Source organism: Pseudomonas sp. N040, assembly GCF_015637705.1.
In the GTDB taxonomy this organism is placed as follows: domain Bacteria; phylum Pseudomonadota; class Gammaproteobacteria; order Pseudomonadales; family Pseudomonadaceae; genus Aquipseudomonas.
Genome location: NZ_JADOBE010000002.1, coordinates 16,186 through 39,033 on the forward strand (window position 1 = coordinate 16,186; position 22,848 = coordinate 39,033).

The following is a 22,848-nucleotide window of genomic DNA, read 5'->3' on the forward strand; positions in this document are numbered from 1 at the left end:
GATCAGCACACTGGAGAACAGGCATGGCCAAAGCCGTACGCTTCTACGAAACAGGTGGTCCCGAAGTTCTGCGCCTCGAAGAGGTCGACGTCGGCCAGCCCGGCCCCGGCCAGGTCCGCCTGCGCCACGAGGCGGTCGGCCTGAACTTCGCCGACACCTACTTCCGTAACGGCACCTACCCGATCCCGCTGCCGAACGGCATGGGCGTGGAAGCCGCCGGCGTGGTCGAAGCCATCGGCGAAGGCGTGAGCAACGTCGCGGTCGGCGACAAGGTCAGCTACACCGGCTTCATCAACACCCTCGGCGCCTACTCGAGCGAACGCCTGATCGCCGCCGCGCCGCTGATCAAGCTGCCCGCCGGCATCGACTGCGCCACCGCCGCGGCCATGACCATGCGCGGCCTGACTTCGGCTTACCTGATGCGGCGCATCTATGACTTCAAGCCCGGCGACAGCATTCTGCTGCACGCCGCCGCCGGCGGTGTCGGTCTGATCGTGTCGCAGTGGGCCAAGCTGCTCGGCCTGAACGTGATCGGCACCGTGTCCAGCGAGGCCAAGGCCGCAGCGGCGCGCGCCCATGGTTGCGCCCACACGATCAACTACAGCCATGAAGACGTCGCCCAGCGCGTGCGTGAACTGACCGATGGCGTCGGCGTCAACGTGGTGTTCGACAGCGTCGGCAAGGACACCTTCCTCGGCTCGCTGGATTCGCTCAAGCGCCGCGGCCTGATGGTCTGTGTCGGCACCGCCTCCGGCCCGATCGAAGGGTTCAACCCGCAGATCCTGGCGATGAAAGGCTCGCTCTACCTGACCCGCCCGGCGCTGGCCGACTACATCGCCGACCCGGCCGAGAAGACCGCCCTGGCCGACGAGATCTTCGGCCACGTCGCCGCCGGCCGCATCAAGATCGAGATCAACCAGCGCTACGCGCTGGAAGACGCGGTGCAGGCGCACCGCGATCTGGAAGCGCGCAAGACCACCGGCTCGTCGATCTTCGTCATCTGAGGGGGTTTGCCATGCACGTCGAACAACTCACCTGCAACATCGGCGCCGAGCTGAGCGGCATCAACATCGCCGACGCCATCCACGATGACGGCCTGTTCAGCGAGATCCGCAGCCTGCTGCTCCAGCACAAGGTGCTGTTCCTGCGCGACCAGGACATCACCCGCGGCGAGCATGTGGCCTTCGCCGAGCGTTTCGGCCAGCTGGAAAGCCATCCGGTGGCCGGCAGCCACCCGGACTACCCGGGCCTGGTGCAGATCTACAAGAACCCCGACAGCCCGATCGACCGCTACGAGAACGCCTGGCACTCCGATGCCAGCTGGCGCGAGGCACCGCCGTTCGGCTGCGTGCTGCGCTGCGTGGAGTGCCCGCCGGTCGGTGGCGACACCATGTGGGCCAATATGGTGGTGGCCTACGAGCGTCTGCCCGAGCACATCAAGCAACAGATCGAGGGGTTGCGTGCGCGGCACAGCATCGAGGCCAGCTTCGGCGCGGTGATGCCGATCGACAAACGCCTGGCGCTCAAGGCGCAGTATCCGGACGCCGAGCACCCGGTGGTGCGCACCCATCCGGACACCGGCGAGAAGATCCTCTACGTCAATGCCTTCACCACCCACTTCAGCAACTTCCACACCCCGGAGCGGGTGCGTTTCGGCCAGGACGCCAACCCCGGCGGTTCAGACCTGCTGCGCTACCTGATCAGCCAGGCGTACATCCCCGAATACCAGGTGCGCTGGCGCTGGAAGCCGAACAGCATCGCCATCTGGGACAACCGCTGCACCCAGCACTACGCGGTGATGGACTACCCGCCCTGCCATCGCAAGATGGAACGCGCCGGGATCGTTGGCGACAAGCCCTACTGAGTCAAAGCACCCTAGTTGAACCGCTCACTTTCACTTTTTTGAGGTAACAGACATGAATTTTCTCGACGGCGCGCTCTTCCCCGAAAACCAGGACAAGCTGGTCATCACCGCCGCCCCCTACGGCCCTGAATGGTTCCCCTCCGACTACCCGGAAGACATCGCGGTGACCATGGAGGAGCAGATCCAGAAGGCCGTCGACTGCTACGCAGCCGGCGCCTCGGTACTTCACCTGCATGTGCGCGAGCTGGACGGCAAGGGCTCCAAGCGCCTGGAGAAGTTCAACGAGCTGATCGCCGGCGTGCGCCAGGCGGTGCCGGACATGATCATCCAGGTCGGCGGCTCCATCTCCTTCGCGCCTCCGGAAGACGGCGCGGCGGCGAAGTGGCTGCATGACGATACCCGGCACATGCTCGCCGAACTCGATCCCAAGCCCGACCAGGTCACGGTGACGGTGAACACCACGCAGATGAACGTCATCGAGCAGATGGATGTGCGCGACTACGCCGGCACCTCCATGGGCGGCGACACCTACGAAGCCTACCGCGAGATGATCGTACCCTCCGGCCCCGGCTTCATCGAGGAGCACGTCAAGCGCCTCAGCGCTGCCGGTATCCAGAGTGCCTTCCAGTTCTACAACATCAACAGCTACGAGTCGGTGGAGCGCCTGATCCGTCGCGGCGTCTACAAGGGGCCGCTGGTGTGCAACTGGGTGGCAATTGGCGGTGGCATGGACCAGCCGCATATCTACAGCATGGCCAACTTCCTGCGCGCCATCCCCGACGGCACCATGCTGACGGTGGAAAGCACCATGCTCAACACCCTGCCGATCAACCTGATGGGCATGGCGATGGGCCTGCATGTGCGCTGCGGCATCGAGGACAACATCTGGACCCAGGATCGTTCGCGCAAGATGACCTCCGTCGAGCAGATCGAGCAGTTGGTGCGCATCGCCAAAGAAATCGGCCGTCCGGTTGCCAACGGCAAGGAAGCCCGGGAAATCCTCAAGATCGGTGTGTTCTACAACACGGTCGAAGAAACCCTGGCCGCCAACGGCTTCGCCCCGAACCCGAAGGGCGGCCAGCAGGGCTTCCTGCGCAAATGATTCACCCGCAGGCGTAGGGTGGGCGTAGGGTGGGCTTCAGCCCACCGATATCAGCCAGCGCCGTTGGTGGGCTGAAGCCCACCCTGCATGACTGACCCGATACAGCGTGAAGACAACCAGGAGGCAGCATGGCCTATCACCACAGCACGGCGAATGACGAAGTCGATACGTCCATCGGCATTCCCCGCAGTTACGCCTGGATCGTCTTTGCGCTGACCTTTGGTCTGCTGATTTCCGACTACATGTCGCGGCAAGTGCTCAATGCCGTGTTTCCCATGCTCAAGGGCGAATGGGCGCTGACCGACAGCCAGCTGGGCCTGCTCAGCGGCATCGTCGCGCTGATGGTCGGCCTGCTGACCTTCCCACTGTCGCTGCTCGCCGACCGTTTCGGCCGGGTCCGCAGCCTGGCGCTGATGGCCTTCCTCTGGAGCCTGGCCACACTCGGTTGTGCGCTGGCGGAGAACTATCAGCAGATGTTCGTCGCACGCTTCCTGGTCGGTGTCGGTGAGGCTGCCTACGGCAGTGTCGGCATCGCCGTGGTGGTGTCGGTGTTTCCGCGCAACATGCGCGCCACCCTCTCCGGGGCCTTCATCTCCGGCGGCATGTTCGGCTCGGTGCTGGGCATGGCCACCGGCGGCCTGCTGGCCGAATGGCTGGGCTGGCGCTGGGCGTTTGCCGGCATGGCGATCTTCGGCCTAGTGCTGTCGGCGCTGTATCCGGTGGTGGTCAGGGAATCACGGATTGCGCAAAAGCACGTGGTCAACGCCGCCAGTATCGCCGCCGACAAGCTCAGCCGGCCGTTGCGCACCCTCTATTCCAGCCGTTCGGTGCTGTCCGCCTACGTCGGCAGCGGTCTGCAGCTATTCGTTGGTGGCACGGTGATCGTCTGGATGCCCAGCTACCTGAACCGCTTCTACCACATGCCAACCGACAAGGCCGGCGCGGTGGCCGCGATCATCGTGCTGTGTAGCGGCGCCGGCATGGTGCTGTGCGGCATGCTCAGCGACCGTATGTGCCGCAACCGGCCCGACCGCAAGATCAGCCTGGCCATCGCCTACTGCCTGGGCAGCTGCCTGCTGCTGTCGCTGGCCTTTGCCCTGCCGTTCGGCATGCCGCAGCTGGTACTGATCTGCCTGGGCATGCTGATCGCGGCCGGCACCTCCGGCCCGGCCGGCGCCATGGTGGCCAACCTGACCCACTACAAGGTGCACGGCACCGCCTTCGCCACCCTGACCCTGGCCAACAACCTGCTGGGGCTGGCCCCGGGGCCGTACATCACCGGCCGGGTGTCGGACATCATCGGCCTGGATGCAGCCTTCCAGCTGGTGCCGCTGATCAGCATTGCCTCGGCGGCGGTGTTCTTCTACGCCAAGCGGCACTACCACAACGACATGGCCCGCCTGAATGGCGCTGGCGTTACCGAAAAAGCCACGGAAGCCCTGGTGGAGGTGCAATCGTGAACCGTCCGCTGCACATCAGCGTGTACTTCGACTTCATCTGCCCGTGGTGCCTGATCGGCAAGCGCAATCTGAGTCAGGCCCTGCAACTGCTGGCCCGTCAGCAGCCGCAGACGCCCGTTGAGCTGGACTGGATCGGCGTGCAGTTGCTGCCCGACCTGCCCGCCAGCGGCGTGCCCTTTGCCGAGTTCTACCTGAACCGCCTGGGCAGCACGCAAGCGGTGCGCCAGCGCCAGGCCCAGGTGCAGGCTGCCGCCGCCCGCGCCGGACTGGACATCGACCTGCAACGCATCCCGCGCATGCCCAACAGCGCCGATGCCCATCGCCTGCTGGTCCACGCCAGCGCGCTGGGCAGCGCCGCGCAGCTGGATGCATTGCTGGAACGCTTGTTCGCTGCCTACTTCATGCGTGGCGAAGACCTCGGCGACAGCGCCACCCTGCTGCAGATTGCCGCCGAGTGCGGCTACCCGGCCGCACAACTGGCCAATTCCCTGCGCGGCGACGGCTCCCCGTTCTACGGCCCGGGGGCCCACAGCAGCGGCGGCGTGCCGACCTTCGTGATCAACCAGCGCCTGGCGCTGTCCGGGGCGCAGCCGCCGGAAGTGCTGCTCGGCGCCCTGCTGCGCGCCATCGAACAGGCACCGCAGGGGAGCCCGGCATGACCCGCCGTATCGAGATCCCGGCCGGCCAGCTGCCGGCCAGCGGGGCGCGCGCCGCCCTGCAGATCGAGGACAAGCACCTGGCGCTGTTCAACGTCGACGGCAGCCTGTTTGCCATCGATGACAGCTGCCCGCACCAGGGCGCTTCACTGCTCGGCGGTGACCTGCAGGGCCGCATCATCCAGTGTCGCGCCCACGGCCTGCGCTTCGACCTGGCCAGCGGTTGCATGCCCAACGTGACCAACTTCGGTGTTGCCGCCTATCCGCTGGACATCACCGAAGGCAGGACCTTCATCCTGCTTCCCGACCGCCCCAGCCGGGAGTCCGCCCAATGAGCGCCACTGCTTGCAGCGCGTCGAGCGCTCCGCTGGCGGGGCAAAGCCTGCCCAGCTCCTGAGCATGTTCAGAGCGGTGATACTGGCAACCCAACTCACAAATGAACACTTGTGTTCAATTTTGATCTTGATAATATATTCAACCAACAGATGCTCTGATGGTTTTCAGCCCGACCCCATCAGTTCATCCCAGGAGTCTGCCCAATGAGTGCCACTGCCTTCACCGCACTTAACAGCCGTGGCCGCGAACTGTTGCCCGGCTTCATCGTCAGCCTGATAGTCGCTGCGGCGGCGACCTTTCTCTCCGAGCACTACGGCGCGCCGGTGATGCTGTTCGCCCTGCTGCTGGGCATGGCGCTGAACTTTCTCTCCGGCGACAGCAAGTGCAAGCCCGGCATCGAGTTCACCGCCCGCGAAGTGCTGCGCATTGGCGTGGCCCTGCTGGGCATGCGCATCACCCTCGGGCAGATCGCCGCGCTGGGCTGGGAGCCGGTGGCGCTGATCATCGTCTCGGTGGCCGCGACCATTCTGCTGTCCATGCTGGTGGCGCGCCTGATGGGCTTCCAGAGCCTGTTCGGCCTGCTCAGCGGCGGCGCCACGGCAATCTGCGGAGCCTCCGCGGCGATGGCCATCTCCGCCGCCCTGCCCGGCCATCCCGGCAAGGAAAAGGCCACCCTGTTCACCGTGATCGGCGTGTCCGCGCTGTCGACCCTGGCGATGATCAGCTACCCGATGATCGCCAACTTCTTCGGCCTCTCGGCCAGCGAGGCCGGGATCTTCCTCGGCGCCACCATCCATGACGTGGCCCAGGTGGTTGGTGCCGGCTACAGCATGTCGCCGGAGACCGGCGATACCGCCACGGTGGTCAAGCTGCTGCGCGTGGCCATGCTCCTGCCGGTGATCCTCTGCGCCGCCATGATCACCCGCATGCGCGGTGCCGCGGCCGGCGACAAACGCCCGCCACTGCTGCCCTGGTTCGCCGTTGGCTTCATCGTGCTGGCCAGCATCAACAGCACCGGGCTGGTGCCGGCGCTGGTGCAGACGACGGGCAACGAACTGTCACGCTGGTTCCTGGTGATCGCCATCAGCGCGCTGGGCATGAAGACCCAGCTCAAGGAACTGGCCGCCGTGGGAATCAAGCCGATCCTGCTGATGTTCGGCGAAACCCTGTTCCTCATGCTGCTGGTGCTGGCCGCCCTGCGCTGGTGGCTGTGATGCTGGCGCTGGCCACCCCAATGCGATAAACAGACAAGCCAGGCCAATCCAGGCCTGGCAACAGCCTGCCAGCCAGTGCGCGCCAATATTCGTCAGCGGAGGCCGGGAGCTACCGCGATACCAGGAGAAACACCGACATGGCCAGTTCGAGCACCACCACCAGGGCATTGTCGCGGGAACCCAAACCGCCGGCGGTGAAAGGCTTTCTGTTTGAAATGATCAAGGTCGGCAACCAGCGCCTGCGCGTCGGTATCCGCCACAGCCGCAAGGGCGGCATCCCGCTGTTGCTGTTCAACGGCATCGGCGGCAATGCCGAGCTGCTGCAACCGTTTGTCGATGCCCTGCCCGAGCGCACCGTGATCACCTTCGACATTCCCGGGGTCGGCCACTCGCCGATGCCTGCGCGCCCCTACCGCCTGTCCGGCATCGCCCGCCTGGCGCACCTGCTGCTGCAGCAACTGGGCCACCTGCAGGTCGATGTGCTGGGCATTTCCTGGGGCGGCACGCTGGCCCAGCAGTTCGCCCGCAACTACCCGCGCCAGTGCCGCAAGCTGATCCTGGCCGCCACCACGCCGGGGGTGATCATGTTTCCCGGCAAGCTGAGCACCATCCTGAAAATGTCCACGCCGCGCCGCTACTTCGACGCCGAGTACGCGCGGCGTATCGTCGGCGACATCTACGGCGGGGCCTTCCGCCGCAACCCCAACCTCGGCCGCGAGCATTTCCAGCATGTACGCTGGCAGTCCCGGCTGGGCTACTACCTGCAGCTGTTCGCCCTCTCCGGCTGGAGCAGCCTGCCCTGGCTGCACAAGCTCCAGCAACCGACGCTGATCATGGTCGGCGAGGATGACCCGATCACCCCGCCGGCCAACGGCCGGCTGATGCACGTGCTGATGCCCAACGCCCAGCTCTGGCACAGCCATTGCGGCCACCTGTTCCTGGTCACCGAAGCCGAAGCCTCTGCGGCGGCGGTGCATACATTTTTGCAGCAACCCTGAGAAAACCATGACCAACAGCAGCCCCACCATCAGCCCGGCAGAGAAACTGGCCGCCCTCGCCCTGCGCATCGGCGAAGAGCTCGGCAAATCGGACTGGATCAGCATCGACCAGGGCCGTATCGATGACTTCGCCAAAGCCACCGACGACCACCAGTGGATCCATGTCGACCCCGCCCGCGCGGCCAGCGAAGGCCCCTTCGGCGGCACCATCGGCCATGGCTTCCTCAGCCTGGCGCTGATCGCACCTACCCTGTTCGAAGTACTGATCGACCCGTTGCAGGTGCGCCAGGCCATCAACTACGGCCTCGAGCAGGTGCGTTTCATCGCCCCGGTAAAGGCCGGCAAGCGGGTGCGCAACTGCATCACCCTGCTCGCGGTGCAAGACCGCGGTCGCGGGCGCTGGATGGTGACCACCCAGAACAGTTTCGAAATCGAAGGTGAGGGCAAGCCGGCACTGACCGCGCAGAACCTCGTGTTGCTCAGCGTCTGAAGAGGAAATTTGCATGCAACAGACAGCCACCCCCGTCCCGACCGACTCCGCGCCGCCGCCCGGCGCCCGCCCGGCCAAGGCCAAGCCCGCCAGCCGCGCCAAGCGCCCGCCGGCTAGCACAGCCAGGCCTGCCGCCCAGCCGGCGGCCAGCAAGGCCGTCAGCAGCACCCGCCAGAAGCGCCGACCGGCGACGGCGGCCGCGCCGCGTGAAGGCAAGGCCATGGCGCGCACCGCGCAGGCTGTCGATCTGGTGGCCGATGTGGCCAATCACACCCTGGCCGCCAACCCGCTGATCGGCCTGCGCGCCGCCGACGTGGCCAGCGCCGCTGGCAGTTTGCTGCAGGCCGTGCGCAAGGCGCCGAAGAAGGCTGGCGGGCACTTGCTCAGCTACGGCAAGTCCCTGGCCCGGATCGTCAAGGGCGACTCCGAGATCGCCCCCCACCCGCGCGACAAGCGCTTTGCCGACCCGGCCTGGCAGGGCAATTTCCTCCTGCACCGGATCATGCAGGGCTATCTGGCCAGCAACGACGAGCTGAAGCGCTTTATCGACGAATCCGGCCTCGACAGCATGGCCAAGGGCCGCGCGCAATTCATCGCCGCGCTGGTGATGGACGCCCTGTCGCCGAACAACAACCCGCTGTTCAACCCGCTGGCACTGCGCAAGATCATCGACACCGGTGGCCAGAACCTGGTCACCGGCGTCCAGCAGTTCGTGCAGGATGTGCGCGCCAACAAGGGACTGCCCAGCCAGGTGGACAGTTCGGGCTTCAAGCTCGGCGAGAACATCGCCACCGCCAAGGGCGAGGTGGTGTTCCGCAACGAGATGTTCGAACTGCTGCAGTACGCCCCCACCACCGCCAAGGTCTATGGCCGGCCGCTGGTGATGTCGCCACCGCAGATCAACAAGTACTACGCCGTCGACCTGTCGCCGGAGAAGAGCCTGATCAAGTGGATCCAGGACAGCGGCGTGCAGCTGTTCGTCATCAGCTGGCGCAACCCCACCGCCGAGCACCGCCACTGGGGCTTGTCCGAATACGTGCTGTGCCTCGACCAGGCGGTCGAGGTGGCGCGCGAGATCACCGGCAGTGCGGACGTGAACATGTGGGGTTCCTGTTCCGGCGGCATGACCCTGGCCGCCTACCTGGGCTGGCTGGCCGCGCGCAACGACATCCGGAAAGTCGCCAACACCAGCTGGGCGGTCTGCGTGCTCAACACCAGTGCCTCGCTGGATGGCACCACCCTCGGCCTGTTCACCACCACCCAGACGCTGCATGCGGCCCGCGCGCAATCGCGGCGCAACGGCGTGCTCACCGGCGAGGAAATGGCGCGCATGTTCGCCTGGATGCGCCCCAACGACCTGATCTGGAACTACTGGGTCAACAACTACCTGCTCGGCAACAAGCCGCCGGCCTTCGACATCCTCGCCTGGAATGCCGACACCACCAACCTGCCGGCGCAACTGCACGCGGACTACCTCGACCTGGTGGAACTCAACCCCTTCATCAACCCCGACAGCATGCAGGTCGCCGGCGAGTGGATCGACATGCGCAAGGTCAAGGTCGGGGCCTACGTGATCGCCGGCACCACCGACCACATCACCCCGTGGAAGGGCTGCTACGGCACCGCGCGGCTGCTCGGCGAGGACAGCACCTTCGTGCTGGCCAATGCCGGCCACCTGCAGTGCTTCATCAATCCGCCGGGCGGCAAGAAATCCTTCTACTACGCCGGCACGGCCAAGCAGGGCGACCCGCGCAAATGGCTGGAGAGCGCCGGTGAGCAGCGCGAAGGCAGCTGGTGGCCGCACTGGCGCAGCTGGATCCAGCAGCGCTCAGGCGCCGAAAAGGACGCCCCGAAGAAAGCCGGCTCGCGCCGCCACCCCGCGCTGTGCGCCGCCCCCGGCACCTACGTGCTGGAATAAGCGAGGGCGGCTCTGTAGGAGCGAGCTTGCTCGCGATCTTGCCTAAATACCGCTGATCGCGAGCAAGCCCGCCCCTACACCACCCCACCCTACATCGGCGTCAGTCTGTCATGTAATGAAAAGCCGCTGTCACCTGATGAGAAGCACGCGGCACTGCGGTAACCTACAGTCGCTACCTGTTGAAGACGGCGTCCGCCGCACCCAATGATTCACACCCAGTGGAGACAATCAATGGCCAAGGCCGTGCGCTTCTATGAAATCGGTGCACCAGACGTCATGCGTCTGGAAGAGGTCGAAGTCGGCCAGCCCGGCCCGGGCCAGGTGCGTCTGCGCCATGAGGCGATCGGCCTCAATTATGCCGACACCTATTTCCGCAACGGCACCTACCCGATCCCGCTGCCTGCCGGTATCGGTGCGGGCATCGGCGTGGAAGCCGCCGGGGTGATCGAGGCCCTCGGCGCAGGCGTGGACAACCTTGCGGTCGGCGACCGGGTCAGCTACACCGGCTACCTCGACACCCTCGGCGCCTACAGCACGGAGCGCCTGATCAACGCAGCGCCGCTGATCAAGCTGCCGCAAGGCATCGACTCGCAGACTGCCGCCGCCATGACCATTCGCGGCCTCACCAGCGCCTACCTGCTGCGCCGCATTCACCCCTTCCAGCCCGGCGACACCATCCTGCTGCACGCCGCGGCCGGCGGCGTCGGCCTGATCCTCTCGCAATGGGCCAAGCTGCTCGGGCTGACGGTGATCGGCAGCGTGTCGAGCGAGGCCAAGGCCGAACTGGCGCGCGCCCACGGTTGCGACCACGTGATCAACTACAGCCACGAGGACATCCCCAAGCGCGTGCGCGAACTGACTGATGGCGTCGGCGTCGACGTGGTCTTCGACAGTGTCGGCAAGACCACCTTCATGGGCTCGCTCGACTCGCTCAAGCGCCGCGGCCTGATGGTCTGTGTCGGTACCGCTTCCGGCCAGATCGAGCCGTTCAACCCGCAGATCCTGGCGTTCAAGGGCTCGCTGTTCCTGACCCGTCCGGCCCTGGCGGATTACCTGGCCGACCCGGCCGACAAGGCCGCCCTGGCCGGGGAGCTGTTTGACCACGTCCTCAGCGGCCGGATCAAGATCGAGATCAACCAGCGCTATGCCCTGGAAGACGCCGTGCAGGCGCACCGCGACCTGGAAGCGCGCAAGACCACCGGCTCGTCGATCTTCGTGATCTGAGCCAAGCGGCTCAAACCGCACGGCCATCGCCAGGCCGTGCAGCCACCACCGCTCAACCCGCGGCACCGACACGACCAGCGCGTGCCGCTGCCGCCCCGTGCACATCAACCGGAGAAATGCATGAACAAGCTTTACCCCGACGCCCAGACAGCCCTTGAAGGGCTGGTGGCGGATGACATGACCCTGGCCGTCGGCGGCTTTGGCCTGTGCGGCATTCCCGAAGCCCTTATCGACGCGCTGAAGGACACCGGCAAGACCGACCTCACCATCATCAGCAACAACTGCGGCGTCGACGATTTCGGCCTCGGCCAGCTGCTGCACACCCGGCAGATCAAAAAGATGATTTCGTCCTATGTCGGCGGCAACAAGGAGTTCGAGCGCCAGTACCTGTCCGGTGAACTGGAGCTGGAATTCACCCCGCAAGGCACCCTGGCCGAGAAGCTGCGCGCCGGCGGCGCCGGCATCCCGGCGTTCTACACCCGGACCGGCTACGGCACGCTGGTCGCCGAAGGCAAGGAAACCCGCCAGTTCGATGGCGAGTGGTACGTCATGGAGCGCTCGCTGACCGCCGACGTGGCGCTGATCAAGGGCGCCAAGGCGGACAAGGCCGGCAACCTGATGTTCAACAAGACCGCGCGCAACTTCAATCCGGCCGCGGCCAAGGCTGGTCGGGTGTGCGTCGCCGAGGTCGAGGAGATCGTCGAGATCGGCGAACTCTCTGCCGATGAAATTCACCTGCCCGGCATCTATGTGCAACGCCTGGTACTCAACAACAACCCGGAAAAACGCATCGAAGTGCGTACGGTAAGGAACTGATCATGACCCCGATTCTGCAAGCCCACACCCATGTCCACCTGAGCACCGGCCCATCCGAACTGGTCGCCAGCTTTGTTCCCGATGGCATGAACGCCTGGTACGAGCGCAGCAACCAGTTGCGTGGCAACACACCCGACGCGGCTGCACGCACCCTCGCCATCCTGCCGCTGGCGGATAACCAGGTGTTTACCGGCACCCTCGGACTGGCTTTCTGCAATCCGCTGAGCGACGGCATCAAAGCCCTCAACCCGCTGGAAGCTGCCGATGGCAGCAATCTGCACCAGCCGGGCATATACACCCAGCGCCTGGTGATCAGCAGCCGCGAGGACCACTGAAGATGGCCTGGTCGCGTGAAGAAATGGCGCAACGCGCCGCCCATGAGCTGCAGGATGGCTTCTATGTGAACCTCGGCATCGGCTTGCCGACCCTGGTCGCCAACTATATTCCAGCCGGCATGGATGTCTGGCTGCAGAGCGAGAACGGCCTGCTCGGCATCGGCCCGTTCCCGACCGAGGAAGAGATCGACCCGGACCTGATCAACGCCGGCAAGCAGACCATCACCACCCTGCCCGGCAGCAGCTTCTTCGACAGCGCCGAAAGCTTCGGCATGATCCGCGGCGGCCATATCAACCTGGCCCTGCTCGGCGCCATGCAGGTCTCCGAGCACGGCGACCTGGCCAACTGGATGATCCCCGGCAAGCTGGTCAAGGGCATGGGCGGCGCGATGGACCTGGTGGCCGGCGTCCGCCGCGTGGTGGTGCTGATGGAGCACACGGCCAAGGGCGGCGCGCACAAGATCCTCGAGCGCTGCGACCTGCCACTGACCGGCGTCGGCGTGGTCAACCGCATCATCAGCGATCTGGCGGTGCTGGATGTGACCAAGCACGGCCTGCAGCTGGTCGAACTGGCGCCCGATGTCAGCTTTGAGGAACTGCAAGCCAGCACCGGCTGCGCCATTCACCGGTAAAGCAGCGGCACGTGTAGGAGCGAGCTTGCTCGCGATGCTTGCACCGAGTCAGGATCGCCAGCAAGCTGGCTCCTACAGGGGACTGTACGCATCTATGAGTACAGCGCCTTTTATACATCCAGCGCCCCGTGCGCGAGATTTTCCCGCATGACGACAACGCCCCCAATGGCCGGCAAGATGCCCCCGCCCTTGCTGTTCGTCAGCCTGATCGCCGCCCTGGCGGCCCTCGGGCAGTTCGCCATCGCCACCTACCTGCCGGCGTTCGACGACATCGCCCGGTCGCTGCAGGCCAGTCCGCTGCAGGTGCAGCAGACGCTCACTGCCTATCTGGTGCCCTTCGCCCTGACCATCCTCTGGCACGGTGCCATCTCCGACGCCATCGGCCGGCGCAACTTCATTCTGGTCGGCCTGCTGCTGTTCCTCGCGGCCTCGCTGCTCTGCACCTTCGCCGGCAGCATCGAGCAGCTGTATGCCGGCCGCGTACTGCAGGGGCTCAGCGCGGGGATCGGTATCGTGGTCGGGCGCGCCATGGTGCGCGACTGCTTCGAGGGCAGCGCGGCACTCAAGCAGATGGCCATGGTCTCCATCCTGTTCGCCCTGGCACCCGCCGTGGCGCCGGTCTGCGGTGGCTTGCTGCTGCTGTGGAGCGGCTGGCGCAGCATCTTCGCCTTCCTCAGCCTGATCACCGCCGGCCTGCTGCTGGCCTGCTGGCTCTGGCTGCCCGAGACCCTGGCGCCGGCGCGGCGTCACCCGCTGCACCCGGCGGCACTTGGCAAGGCCTATGTCGGGCTGCTGGCAGACCGGCGCTTCATGCTGATCTCGCTGGCCAACGCTGCCGTGAATTCAGCCATCTACATCTACGTGCTGAGTGCGCCGACTTTCGTCACCCGTCACCTCGGCCTCGGCCAGCAGTCGTTCGGCTGGCTGTTCATCCCGATAGTCGGCGGCATGCTCTGCGGTTCTCTGGTCGCGCTGCGCGTCGCCGGACGCATGGTGCCGGCGGCCAGCGTGATGCTCGGACATGCCCTGATGTTCGGCGCCAACCTGCTCAATATCGCTATCGCCATGAGCCTGCCGCCCGGCCTGCCCTGGTCGATCGTCGCCCTGCCACTGTTCGCCCTCGGCATGGTGCTGACCCAGCCGGGGCTGCAGCTACTGGCTCTGGACCGCTTCCCGGCACGCCGCGGCCTGGCCTCCAGCGGCTATGTCACGGTGCAGCAGGCCAGCAACGCACTGTCTTCGGCATTGCTGATTCCATTGCTGCTGGGCAGCACGCTGAGCCTCGCGCTGGGCGTGGCCGCCCTGCAATTTGCCGCGTTGCTGGCCTTCTGGCTGTCGCAGCGCCCCCCCGAGCCCCTTCCAGCCAAACAGGAACACACCCCATGAAGCCACATGTACTGATCACCGGCACTTCCTCCGGCATCGGCCTGGACTGCGCCCGCCTGCTGATCGAAAACGGCTTCCAGGTCATCGGCACGGTGCGCCAGGCCGCCGATGGCGAACGCGTGCGCGAACAGCTGGGTAGCGCCTTTACCCCGCTGCTGCTGGACGTGACCGACCTGGCCGGCATCCCCGCCGCCATTGCCGAAGTCAGCGCGCTGGTCGGCGACAACGGTCTGGCCGCCCTGGTCAACAACGCCGGCATCGCCTCGCCCAATGCGCCCCTGGGCTGGCAACCGATCGCCGAGGTGCGCGCCATGTTCGAGGTCAACGTGCTCGGCCTGCTGGCCATGACCCAGGCCTGCCTGCCGCTGCTCGGCGCCCGTCGCGGGGCACCCCGGCCGGGGCGCATCGTCAACATCGGCTCGACCTCCGGCGCCATCGCCACGCCGATGGCCGGCAGCTACGCGATCAGCAAGTTTGCCGTCGAGGCGCTCAGCGACAGCCTGCGCCGCGAACTGTCGATCTACGGCATCCAGGTTGCCGTGATCGAGCCCGGCCCGATCAGGACACCGATCTGGGGCAAGGCCGAGGGTGACCAGCGCTTTGCGCAGGGCGACTTCGCCCCGGCCATGCAGGCCCTGTCCAGCCTGGCCGCAAAGATGGCCACGCAAGGCGCGCCAGTGGCCTCGGTCAGCAGCGCGGTACTGCACGCCATCAGCCGCCCGCGGGCCAGGCCGCGTTACCCGCTCAACCCGATGTGGTGGCTCAACCGCCTGTTGCCGACCCGCCTGTTCGACCGCCTGCTCTGCGCCAGGTTCGGGTTGCGCCGCCTCGGCTGAACGGTCGCGGCTCGCTGCGCTGCTGCGCAACACAGCGCGGCCACGCCGGGCTGGCGCCGGGTTATTCGAGACGAATGAAAACGGGCTGCGCAAAACCGTGACTGTTTGGTAAAACCGTTCTGGAACTCAGTGGCCAGCGGGTGCACTCTTGCTGGCGCGCAATGTTTCGTTTGCTGGCCTCGCCCACAATAAAAACAGCCACCATTTCACGGGATGCCGTTCATGCAGTCATTCAACTACAAAGTTGCCGCCATCACTGGCGCCGGTTCCGGTATCGGCCGCGCCCTCGCCTATGCCCTGGCGCGCCGCGGTTGCGATCTGGCGCTGTCGGATATCAACGACGCTGGCCTGGCCGAAACCGCCAGCCAGGCCAGGAAGCTCGGCGTCAAGGCCAGCGAAACCCTGGTCGATGTCAGCGACCGCGCCGCCATGCATGCCTGGGCCGACAAGGTGGTGGCCGAGCATGGCAAGGTCAACCTGATCTTCAACAACGCCGGCGTGGCCCATTGCGGCACGGTGGCCGCTACCCAATACAGCGACTACGAGTGGTTGCTGGGCATCAACCTGTGGGGCGTGATCCACGGCACCAAGGCCTTCCTGCCGTACCTGCAGGCCAGTGGCGAAGGCCATGTGATCAATATTTCCAGTGTCTTCGGGCTGTTCGCCCAGCCGACGCAGAGCGTCTACAACACCAGCAAGTTTGCCGTACGCGGCTTTACCGAGTCGCTGCGCCAGGAGCTCGACCTGAGTGACTGCGGCGTCTCGGCCAGCTGCGTGCACCCGGGCGGGATCAAGACCAACATCGCCCAGGCGGCGCGCTTCACCGACAGCGGCGGCGAAATGCTCGGCAAGAACTCCGACCTGAGCCGCCAGGCCTTCAACGACAACATGCTGCGCACCTCACCGGACAAGGCGGCGGAAATCATCCTGCGCGGCGTCGAACGCAACCGCCGGCGCATCATCGTCGGCCTGGATGCCCGCCTGGCCGACTGGATCCAGCGCATCCTGCCCGCCGCCTACCAGCGCCTGGTCGTGACCCTGACCCGCTGGAGCCGCTGAACCGCGGCTCTGGAGCAGCAGCCCCGCCCTGCGTGGTTTGTTGTCTGATAACAGCCGCAAACCGGCAGCCCGCCGGGGCAGATGTCACAGGGGAGCAGCCGATGAAATACCTCTATTCGCTCGCCGCCATACTGCTGCTGGGCGCCCTCGGCCTGCTGGTTGCCGGCCAGGCCGGCCTGTTCGCCGGCACGCCGCCGCAGAACCTGGGCGTCAGTGCCGGCCGGCTGCTGCCGCCGTCCACCACGCCGAACAGCGTGAGCAGTCAGGCCGGCCTTTACCCGGATCACCCGCAGCGGGACTATGCGGCGATCGCCCCGCTGCGCTACCGCGGAGATGGCGAAGCCGCCATGCAGAAACTGGCCGGCGTGCTCGCCAGCAGCCCGGGCACGCGGATCATCACGCAGCGCGCCGATTACATTTACGCGCAAAGCCGCACCACCTGGCTGGGTTTCACCGATGACCTGGAATTCTGGCTGGACCGCGAAGCCGGGGTCATCCAGCTGCGCTCGGCCAGCCGGCTGGGACGCAAGGATTTCGGCAAGAATCGGGCGCGGATCGAGGCCATACGCGCCAGATTCTGAATCCTGCCCCCCGGTGCAGCTTTTTGCCGTGCCCCGGGCCAGCCCCGGCGGGCCATCCGGGTCGCTAAATGCCGTCCACTTTGCCCGCCCAATGCTGGAAAAAGTGCTTTGAAAAACCCCGGGGGGGATGGAAACTCGAAGTTTATTCGCGCATTGACTGAGAGGCTTTTGATGGAATTGCTACGCAAGCGGGTTCTGCACCTGAGCGCCATACCGCGCGACCTTGATTCGGTCATTTCGATCGATACGAAGAAGGAAGTCGACCCGCGCGAGGTCGGCATGCTGCCCGCCGACATCGAGAAGATCTGGGACAACGTCATCAAGGTCTACAAGACCGGCGTACACCCGGCTATCACCGTCAGCCTGCGCCGCCAGGGCAAGGTCATCCTGTCCCGCGCCATCGGCCATGCCCGCGGCAACGGCCCGGATGACGACGCCGGCACCCCGAAAGTCCTCGCCACTACCGATACCCCGGTCTGCCTGTTCTCCACCTCGAAAGCGGTGACCGCCGTGCTGATGCACTTCCTGGTGGAAGACGGCCTGATCAACGTGATGGATCCGGTGTCGTTCTACGCCCCGGAATTCGCCCGCAAGGGCAAGGGCAACATCACCATCCACCAGATCCTCGCCCACCGTGGCGGCATCCCCGGCCTGCCGAAGAACGTTGCACTGGATGTCCTGTGGGACGAAGACGCCACCTGGGAACTGCTCTGCAATGCCGAGCCGATCATGACCGATGGTTCCAAGCTGGCCTATCACGCGATCACCGGCGGCTTCGTCCTCGAGCGGGTGATCCGCAAGGTCACCGGCGCCAACATCAACGCCTATATCGACCGCAAGATCCGCCAGCCGATGGGCATGCGCCACTTCACCTACGGCATGCCCGCCGAACAGTTGCCGGAACTGGCGCTGCACTACGCCACCGGCCCGCGCCCCGGCCCGCTGCTCGGCGCCTTCATCAAGCGCGCCCTGGGTACCGACATCGTCTCGGTGGCCAACATTTGCAACGACCCGCGCTTCCACCAGGCAATCATCCCCGCCGGCAATCTGGTGGCCAGCGTCGATGAGGTCTCGGCGTTCTTCCAGATGCTGCTCAACGGCGGCAAGTGGGGACGCAAGCGCATCTGCGCGGAAAGTACCGTGGTCCGCGCCGTGCAGGAATTCGGCAAGCGCAAGCTGGACCAGACCCTGATGATTCCGATGCGCTACAGCGCCGGCCTGATGCTCGGCGACGAGCCTTTCGGCATCTGGGGCCCGCACAGTTCCCAGGCCTTCGGCCATGCCGGACTGATCAACAAGTTCGCCTGGGCCGATCCGCAGCGGGAACTCTCCGCCGCGATCCTGACCACCGGCATCCCGGTGGTCGCCCACCACATCCTGCCGCTGGCCAACCTGATCCGCAGCATCGGCAACCTGACGCCGCGCTCGGAGGACAACCCGCCCCTGGCCCTGCAGTTCAAGTAATCCCGGCGGACCGCAGCAGCAGGCGCGGACTCACCTCCGCGCCTTTTTTTGGCTGTGTCCGCGTTACGGGTTGAATCCTCGCAGTCGCAGGGTGGGCTTCAGCCCAGTAAAAGCAGCGGTGCAATAAGGTTGAGCGGCAGGTTGGCAGCGGTGGACCAAGGCCCACCCTGCGGTTGATGGTTGGCACGTGAGCCGCAGGGGCGAGCTCGATTGGGGGCGCAGGGGGCGCTGTGGATTAGCCGCGCAGCGGCGCAACCCACAACAACAGCACGTTCAACCACCAACGTGGACAGAGCCTCTATTGCTCCGACCGGCGCTGCAGCGCGGGTGGAGCCCACCCTGCACGTTCGGCGCAGAATGTTTGCAACCGCGCGCCGTGCCAGCCGGCATGTCGCCTGGCGCTCCGGGGTCTAATAACCCCGGATCTGCAGGTCGTCGGCGCGGATGCTCTGGCCCTGGCTGACCAGCAGGGCAAAGTGCACGACATTCTCCAGTTCGCGCGTGTTGCCCGGCCAGTGATAGGCCTGCAGTGCCGCCTCGGCGGCTTCGCTGAGCAGCGGCAAGGGCAGCTCCAGGCGCTGGGAATAGACCCCGAGAAAGTACTCGGCCAGCGCCAGGATATCCCCGGGCCGCTGGCGCAGCGCCGGCAGATCGACCTGGCCGGCCTGCAGCAGCTCGAACAGCGCCGCATTGAACTTGCCTGCGCGTACCGCCAGCGCCAGATCCAAGCTGCTGGCAGCGATCAGGCGCACATCCACCGCTTGTGCCTGGCTCGCACCCTCGCGCCACACCGCGCCCTGTTGCAGTACTTCGAGCAGGCGCTGTTGCAGGCTCAGCGGCAGATCGGCGATCTCGTCCAGATACAGCGTGCCGCCCTGCGCCGAACCCAGCCAGCCGGCGCGACTGCTTGGGCCAGCCGGATAGCCGGCACTATGGCCAAACAACTCAGCGGCGCCATGTGCCTTGCTCAGTGCACCGCCATTCACGGCAACAAACAGTCCCGAACGCTCGCTGTGCTTGTGTACATGGCGCGCCAGCAACTCCTTGCCGGTGCCGCTTTCACCGCGGATCAACAAGGGTTGTCTGGCAGGTGCCAGGCTTTCCACCTGGTCGCGGAGCTGTCGTGAACGGGGATCGATAAACACCAGCGCACGGGCGCGGATACTCAGCGGACTGCGATCGGTTTCACTGAAACTGAGCAGCCCGGCAGGATGAAACTGTGCAGGCATATATCCCCCAGCCGCCAGGCGGCGAACCCTTACGATTGAATGCGCATCAGGCGCTCTGGCGTGCCTGTCGCTCGCTGCGCCCTTGCAGGCGGTAGAGCCAGGCAAAGCCTTGCTCCCACAGCCGATGGCCGGATTTCACATTGATATGCCCGGCTCCCGGCAAAATGACCACTTCACTGCCCCAGCAGTTGGCCAGCCACTGCGCGCGCACAGGCGTTGCCGCCGAATCGTTGCTCGACCCCACCAGCAGGCTTGGGAAAGGCAGACCCTGAACAGCCAAAGGCGCGAAATTCTCCAGCGCCTGTGGGCAATCCGCACGCTCGACGTCTGCCGGCGCGACCAGCAAGGCCGCGCGAACCTTGGCCAGCGTCTGCGCATCAGCCTGCGCCGCCCAATGCGCAATGGTGACGCAGCCCAGGCTGTGGCCGATCAGAATCACCGGTGCCGGGGCTTCTTCGATGGCGCGTTGCACGGCGGCAATCCAGTCGCCCTTCTGCGGCTGCAGCCAATCCGTTGGTTGTATCCGCGAAGCGGAGGGCAACACGCTCTGCCAGTGGGATTGCCAGTGCGCGTCGGGTGAGCCCTGCCAACCGGGAACAATCAGGTAATGCAAAGCTGAATCGGTCATGCAGCATCTCCGCCTGGGTACTTTTGGCGGAGTCTAGGCACAGCGAGTTAGTTCTCAAAAGAATATAAAACTATTTGCTTATACAAATATGTTCATTCGTTCAACGCAGCAATATCGACTTCTTCATATTCTATTAGGTTCTAATCTAATCAATAAATAGTATTTTTAAGTATTACAAAACGCGACCTACTATGCGCTCCACGCCGACAGCTGCCCTGTCAGCGGTGACGAACTGGAGAGAATCATGAGCGCCCCGCATGAGCATCCTGCGGACGATCAGGACGAAAACAGCATTCTGCGCGAGATAGTTCGCGCACTGCAGGGTCTGCGCTTTGGTGCGGTGGAAATCACCGTACACAACAGCCAGATCGTCCAGATCGAACGCAAGGAAAAGATACGCCTGCAAGCGGCGCCAAACCGCCAGGCCTGAACAACAGCCCGACTGGACCACCAGAGGGCGTGCAATGAACCGAGCCAACTACTGGAAGAGCCCGACCATGAACACGCACCTCAACACTGCTCCCCATCTGTGCCGATGTTTCCGGCGAATGTGTCGCTAGACACCCTCGCACCAAATACATCGCAAGCCCCATACAGATGAAACGTACCCGCAGCGGTACGCCAAGGAGTAACACATGTCCATTCGCAAACTGAGCCTGTCGCTGATCACCGCCGCCCTGTTCGCCGCGCCGGCACTGGCTGAAACCACCCTGCTCAACGTGTCCTACGACCCGACCCGCGAGCTGTACAGCGAATACAACGCTGCCTTCAACAAACACTGGACCGCCGCTGGTAACGAAGCCGTGAAAGTCCAGCAATCCCACGGCGGCTCGGGCAAACAGGCCCGCGCCGTGATCGATGGCCTGCAGGCTGACGTAGTGACGCTGGCCCTGGCTGGCGACATCGATGAGCTGCACAAGATCGGCAAGCTGATCCCGGAAAACTGGCAGACCCGCCTGCCGCAAGCCAGCACGCCTTACACCTCGACCATCGTGTTTCTGGTGCGCAAGGGCAACCCCAAAGGCATCAAAGACTGGGGTGATCTGACCAAGGAAGGCGTGGAAGTGATCACGCCGAACCCGAAAACCTCCGGTGGTGCACGCTGGAACTTCCTCGCTGCCTGGGCCTGGGCCCAGCAGCATTACGGCAGCGAAGCCAAGGCCCAGGAGTACGTGAAAGCGCTCTACCAGCACGTCCCTGTTCTGGATACCGGCGCCCGTGGCTCGACCATCACCTTCGTCAACAACAACATTGGTGACGTGCTGCTGGCCTGGGAAAACGAAGCCTTCCTCGCGCTTAAAGAAGAAGGTGGCAAGAACTTCGAAATCGTCGCGCCAAGCCTGTCCATCCTGGCTGAGCCGCCGGTGACTGTCGTCGACAAGAACGTTGAGAAGCATGGCACCCGCAAAGTCGCTGAAGCCTATCTGCAGTACCTGTACAGCGATGAAGGCCAGACGATCGCCGCGAAGCACTTCTACCGTCCGCGCAACGAGAAGGTCGCTGCACAGTTCAGCAAGCAATTCCCGGAGATCAAGCTGGTCACCATCGACAAGGATTTCGGCGGCTGGAAAACCGCGCAACCGAAGTTCTTCAATGATGGTGGTGTGTTCGACCAGATTTACGCCGCGCAGTAAGGCATGGAGCAACCGTAGGAGCCAGCCCGTAGGGTGGATCACGCTTCACCGATCCACCATCGACCTCTCAGAGGGCGCCGTTGGTGGAAGTGCAAAGCGACTTCCACCCTACAGCTGACTTGCCCGGTCATTGAGCGTTCCAACGCAGATTAAGGACAGACAATGTCGCGCCGTATTTCCCCCGTCATACCCGGCTTCGGGCTGACACTGGGCTACACGCTGGTGTACCTCAGTCTGCTGGTGCTGATCCCCCTCGGCGCCCTGTTTCTTAAAACCAGCGAGCTGAGCTGGGAACAGTTCCTCACGGTAATCAGTTCCCCGCGGGTACTCGCCGCCCTCAAATTAAGTTTCAGTACCGCCCTGTACGCCGCCCTGCTCAATGGCCTGATCGGCACGTTGCTGGCCTGGGTGCTGGTGCGTTACACCTTCCCCGGCCGCAAGATCATCGACGCCATGATCGACCTGCCGTTTGCCCTGCCCACCGCGGTGGCCGGTATCGCCCTCACCGCCCTGTATGCCCCCAGTGGGCTGGTTGGCCAGTTTGCCACCGACCTCGGTTTCAAGATCGCCTACACCCCGCTGGGCATCACCCTGGCGCTGACCTTCGTCACCCTGCCCTTTGTGGTGCGCACCGTGCAGCCGGTACTGGCCGACATCCCGCGTGAAGTCGAAGAAGCCGCGGCCTGTTTGGGCGCCAAACCGCTGCAGGTATTCCGCCACGTGCTGATGCCAGCCCTGTTGCCCGCTTGGCTGACCGGTTTTGCGCTGGCCTTTGCCCGCGGCGTCGGCGAGTACGGTTCGGTGATTTTCATCGCCGGCAACATGCCGATGAAGACCGAGATCCTGCCCCTGCTGATCATGGTCAAGCTCGACCAGTACGACTACACCGGCGCCACCAGCATCGGTGTACTGATGCTGGTGGTCTCCTTCATTTTGCTGCTGCTGATCAACCTGCTGCAGCGACGCATCGAAACCCCTTGAGGAGG

At 64.9% G+C, this 22,848-nt stretch carries 24 protein-coding genes; 22 read left to right on the top strand and 2 right to left on the bottom strand.

Annotation, left to right across the window (positions count from 1 at the left end):
• Positions 1-23 precede the first annotated feature (23 nt).
• The 19 genes from ISX93_RS02940 (at position 24) to ISX93_RS03030 (ending at position 18,371) form a co-directional block, all read left to right on the top strand.
• Positions 24-1,004, top strand: a complete 981-nt coding sequence (locus ISX93_RS02940; protein ID WP_195777220.1) for a quinone oxidoreductase family protein — start codon at positions 24-26, stop codon at positions 1,002-1,004.
• 11 nt (positions 1,005-1,015) lie between these two features.
• Positions 1,016-1,864, top strand: coding sequence for a TauD/TfdA dioxygenase family protein (locus tag ISX93_RS02945; protein ID WP_195777221.1), 849 nt, complete (start codon positions 1,016-1,018; stop codon positions 1,862-1,864).
• Between the two features lie 52 nt (positions 1,865-1,916).
• Positions 1,917-2,966: a 3-keto-5-aminohexanoate cleavage protein gene (locus ISX93_RS02950; RefSeq protein ID WP_195777222.1), complete on the top strand. Its 1,050-nt coding sequence runs from the start codon at positions 1,917-1,919 to the stop codon at positions 2,964-2,966.
• Positions 2,967-3,094: 128 nt separating this feature from the next.
• On the top strand, positions 3,095-4,426 hold the full coding sequence (locus ISX93_RS02955) for an MFS transporter (RefSeq protein WP_195777223.1): 1,332 nt from the start codon (positions 3,095-3,097) through the stop codon (positions 4,424-4,426).
• Positions 4,423-5,085 (top strand): DsbA family oxidoreductase, encoded by a 663-nt coding sequence (locus tag ISX93_RS02960; protein ID WP_195777224.1) that lies wholly within the window; start codon positions 4,423-4,425, stop codon positions 5,083-5,085. The genes ISX93_RS02955 and ISX93_RS02960 overlap by 4 nt, the downstream gene beginning before the upstream one ends.
• Entirely contained in the window at positions 5,082-5,417 is a 336-nt protein-coding gene (locus ISX93_RS02965) for a Rieske (2Fe-2S) protein (RefSeq protein ID WP_195777225.1), read from the top strand. Before ISX93_RS02960 ends, ISX93_RS02965 begins: the two co-directional genes overlap by 4 nt.
• A gap of 204 nt (positions 5,418-5,621) precedes the next feature.
• The gene (locus ISX93_RS02970; protein WP_195777226.1) at positions 5,622-6,632 is read left to right on the top strand and encodes a YeiH family protein; all 1,011 of its coding nucleotides are present in this window, start codon (positions 5,622-5,624) and stop codon (positions 6,630-6,632) included.
• 215 nt (positions 6,633-6,847) lie between these two features.
• Positions 6,848-7,630, top strand: coding sequence for a poly(3-hydroxyalkanoate) depolymerase (phaZ, locus tag ISX93_RS02975; protein WP_374987650.1), 783 nt, complete (start codon positions 6,848-6,850; stop codon positions 7,628-7,630).
• Between the two features lie 7 nt (positions 7,631-7,637).
• Positions 7,638-8,120 (top strand): MaoC family dehydratase, encoded by a 483-nt coding sequence (locus ISX93_RS02980; RefSeq protein WP_229732030.1) that lies wholly within the window; start codon positions 7,638-7,640, stop codon positions 8,118-8,120.
• A gap of 13 nt (positions 8,121-8,133) precedes the next feature.
• Entirely contained in the window at positions 8,134-10,038 is a 1,905-nt protein-coding gene (locus tag ISX93_RS02985; RefSeq protein ID WP_195777228.1) for an alpha/beta fold hydrolase, read from the top strand.
• A gap of 231 nt (positions 10,039-10,269) precedes the next feature.
• On the top strand, positions 10,270-11,262 hold the full coding sequence (locus ISX93_RS02990) for a quinone oxidoreductase family protein (RefSeq protein ID WP_195777229.1): 993 nt from the start codon (positions 10,270-10,272) through the stop codon (positions 11,260-11,262).
• Between the two features lie 120 nt (positions 11,263-11,382).
• A complete protein-coding gene (locus ISX93_RS02995) occupies positions 11,383-12,078 on the top strand; it encodes a CoA transferase subunit A (RefSeq protein ID WP_195777230.1) in 696 nt (231 codons plus the stop codon).
• A 2-nt stretch (positions 12,079-12,080) separates the two neighbouring features.
• Positions 12,081-12,413 carry a hypothetical protein gene (locus tag ISX93_RS03000; protein WP_195777231.1) on the top strand — a complete coding sequence of 111 codons (333 nt, stop codon included), beginning with the start codon at positions 12,081-12,083 and terminating at the stop codon, positions 12,411-12,413.
• Between the two features lie 2 nt (positions 12,414-12,415).
• Positions 12,416-13,045 (top strand): CoA transferase subunit B, encoded by a 630-nt coding sequence (locus ISX93_RS03005; protein ID WP_195777232.1) that lies wholly within the window; start codon positions 12,416-12,418, stop codon positions 13,043-13,045.
• 147 nt (positions 13,046-13,192) lie between these two features.
• Positions 13,193-14,431 carry a multidrug effflux MFS transporter gene (locus ISX93_RS03010; protein ID WP_219840981.1) on the top strand — a complete coding sequence of 413 codons (1,239 nt, stop codon included), beginning with the start codon at positions 13,193-13,195 and terminating at the stop codon, positions 14,429-14,431.
• Entirely contained in the window at positions 14,428-15,267 is an 840-nt protein-coding gene (locus ISX93_RS03015; protein ID WP_195777233.1) for an SDR family NAD(P)-dependent oxidoreductase, read from the top strand. Before ISX93_RS03010 ends, ISX93_RS03015 begins: the two co-directional genes overlap by 4 nt.
• A 222-nt stretch (positions 15,268-15,489) precedes the next feature.
• Positions 15,490-16,326 carry an SDR family NAD(P)-dependent oxidoreductase gene (locus ISX93_RS03020; RefSeq protein WP_195777234.1) on the top strand — a complete coding sequence of 279 codons (837 nt, stop codon included), beginning with the start codon at positions 15,490-15,492 and terminating at the stop codon, positions 16,324-16,326.
• Positions 16,327-16,427: 101 nt separating this feature from the next.
• Positions 16,428-16,907 carry a DUF1499 domain-containing protein gene (locus ISX93_RS03025; protein WP_195777235.1) on the top strand — a complete coding sequence of 160 codons (480 nt, stop codon included), beginning with the start codon at positions 16,428-16,430 and terminating at the stop codon, positions 16,905-16,907.
• A gap of 171 nt (positions 16,908-17,078) precedes the next feature.
• On the top strand, positions 17,079-18,371 hold the full coding sequence (locus tag ISX93_RS03030) for a serine hydrolase domain-containing protein (protein WP_195777236.1): 1,293 nt from the start codon (positions 17,079-17,081) through the stop codon (positions 18,369-18,371).
• 410 nt (positions 18,372-18,781) lie between these two features.
• On the opposite strand, the gene ISX93_RS03035 is transcribed toward ISX93_RS03030, so the two are convergent.
• Positions 18,782-19,600, bottom strand: a complete 819-nt coding sequence (locus ISX93_RS03035; RefSeq protein ID WP_195777237.1) for a sigma-54-dependent transcriptional regulator — start codon at positions 19,598-19,600, stop codon at positions 18,782-18,784.
• A 46-nt stretch (positions 19,601-19,646) separates the two neighbouring features.
• Positions 19,647-20,228, bottom strand: coding sequence for an RBBP9/YdeN family alpha/beta hydrolase (locus ISX93_RS03040; RefSeq protein ID WP_195777238.1), 582 nt, complete (start codon positions 20,226-20,228; stop codon positions 19,647-19,649).
• A gap of 244 nt (positions 20,229-20,472) precedes the next feature.
• On the opposite strand from ISX93_RS03040, the gene oscA reads away from it, so the two are divergent.
• From oscA to cysT, 3 genes are all read left to right on the top strand, one after another.
• The gene (oscA, locus tag ISX93_RS03045; protein ID WP_195777239.1) at positions 20,473-20,658 is read left to right on the top strand and encodes a sulfur starvation response protein OscA; all 186 of its coding nucleotides are present in this window, start codon (positions 20,473-20,475) and stop codon (positions 20,656-20,658) included.
• Positions 20,659-20,863: 205 nt separating this feature from the next.
• A complete protein-coding gene (locus ISX93_RS03050; protein ID WP_195777240.1) occupies positions 20,864-21,862 on the top strand; it encodes a sulfate ABC transporter substrate-binding protein in 999 nt (332 codons plus the stop codon).
• A gap of 162 nt (positions 21,863-22,024) precedes the next feature.
• The gene (cysT, locus tag ISX93_RS03055) at positions 22,025-22,843 is read left to right on the top strand and encodes a sulfate ABC transporter permease subunit CysT (RefSeq protein ID WP_195777241.1); all 819 of its coding nucleotides are present in this window, start codon (positions 22,025-22,027) and stop codon (positions 22,841-22,843) included.
• Positions 22,844-22,848 lie beyond the last annotated feature (5 nt).

Bases quoted from the DNA above. Each gene is read 5' to 3' on its own strand.
- ISX93_RS03015 (WP_195777233.1), top strand. From the start codon at position 14,428: ATGAAGCCACATGTACTGATCACCGGCACTTCCTCCGGCATCGGCCTG.
- cysT (WP_195777241.1), top strand. From the start codon at position 22,025: ATGTCGCGCCGTATTTCCCCCGTCATACCCGGCTTCGGGCTGACACTG.
- ISX93_RS02945 (WP_195777221.1), top strand. From the start codon at position 1,016: ATGCACGTCGAACAACTCACCTGCAACATCGGCGCCGAGCTGAGCGGC.
- ISX93_RS03030 (WP_195777236.1), top strand. From the start codon at position 17,079: ATGGAATTGCTACGCAAGCGGGTTCTGCACCTGAGCGCCATACCGCGC.
- ISX93_RS02940 (WP_195777220.1), top strand. From the start codon at position 24: ATGGCCAAAGCCGTACGCTTCTACGAAACAGGTGGTCCCGAAGTTCTG.
- ISX93_RS02970 (WP_195777226.1), top strand. From the start codon at position 5,622: ATGAGTGCCACTGCCTTCACCGCACTTAACAGCCGTGGCCGCGAACTG.
- ISX93_RS02985 (WP_195777228.1), top strand. From the start codon at position 8,134: ATGCAACAGACAGCCACCCCCGTCCCGACCGACTCCGCGCCGCCGCCC.
- ISX93_RS03020 (WP_195777234.1), top strand. From the start codon at position 15,490: ATGCAGTCATTCAACTACAAAGTTGCCGCCATCACTGGCGCCGGTTCC.
- ISX93_RS03005 (WP_195777232.1), top strand. From the start codon at position 12,416: ATGGCCTGGTCGCGTGAAGAAATGGCGCAACGCGCCGCCCATGAGCTG.
- ISX93_RS02980 (WP_229732030.1), top strand. From the start codon at position 7,638: ATGACCAACAGCAGCCCCACCATCAGCCCGGCAGAGAAACTGGCCGCC.
- ISX93_RS02950 (WP_195777222.1), top strand. From the start codon at position 1,917: ATGAATTTTCTCGACGGCGCGCTCTTCCCCGAAAACCAGGACAAGCTG.
- phaZ (WP_374987650.1), top strand. From the start codon at position 6,848: ATGATCAAGGTCGGCAACCAGCGCCTGCGCGTCGGTATCCGCCACAGC.
- ISX93_RS03050 (WP_195777240.1), top strand. From the start codon at position 20,864: ATGTCCATTCGCAAACTGAGCCTGTCGCTGATCACCGCCGCCCTGTTC.
- oscA (WP_195777239.1), top strand. From the start codon at position 20,473: ATGAGCGCCCCGCATGAGCATCCTGCGGACGATCAGGACGAAAACAGC.
- ISX93_RS02965 (WP_195777225.1), top strand. From the start codon at position 5,082: ATGACCCGCCGTATCGAGATCCCGGCCGGCCAGCTGCCGGCCAGCGGG.
- ISX93_RS02990 (WP_195777229.1), top strand. From the start codon at position 10,270: ATGGCCAAGGCCGTGCGCTTCTATGAAATCGGTGCACCAGACGTCATG.
- ISX93_RS03010 (WP_219840981.1), top strand. From the start codon at position 13,193: ATGACGACAACGCCCCCAATGGCCGGCAAGATGCCCCCGCCCTTGCTG.
- ISX93_RS03025 (WP_195777235.1), top strand. From the start codon at position 16,428: ATGAAATACCTCTATTCGCTCGCCGCCATACTGCTGCTGGGCGCCCTC.
- ISX93_RS03040 (WP_195777238.1), bottom strand. From the start codon at position 20,228: ATGACCGATTCAGCTTTGCATTACCTGATTGTTCCCGGTTGGCAGGGC.
- ISX93_RS02995 (WP_195777230.1), top strand. From the start codon at position 11,383: ATGAACAAGCTTTACCCCGACGCCCAGACAGCCCTTGAAGGGCTGGTG.
- ISX93_RS02955 (WP_195777223.1), top strand. From the start codon at position 3,095: ATGGCCTATCACCACAGCACGGCGAATGACGAAGTCGATACGTCCATC.
- ISX93_RS03000 (WP_195777231.1), top strand. From the start codon at position 12,081: ATGACCCCGATTCTGCAAGCCCACACCCATGTCCACCTGAGCACCGGC.
- ISX93_RS03035 (WP_195777237.1), bottom strand. From the start codon at position 19,600: ATGCCTGCACAGTTTCATCCTGCCGGGCTGCTCAGTTTCAGTGAAACC.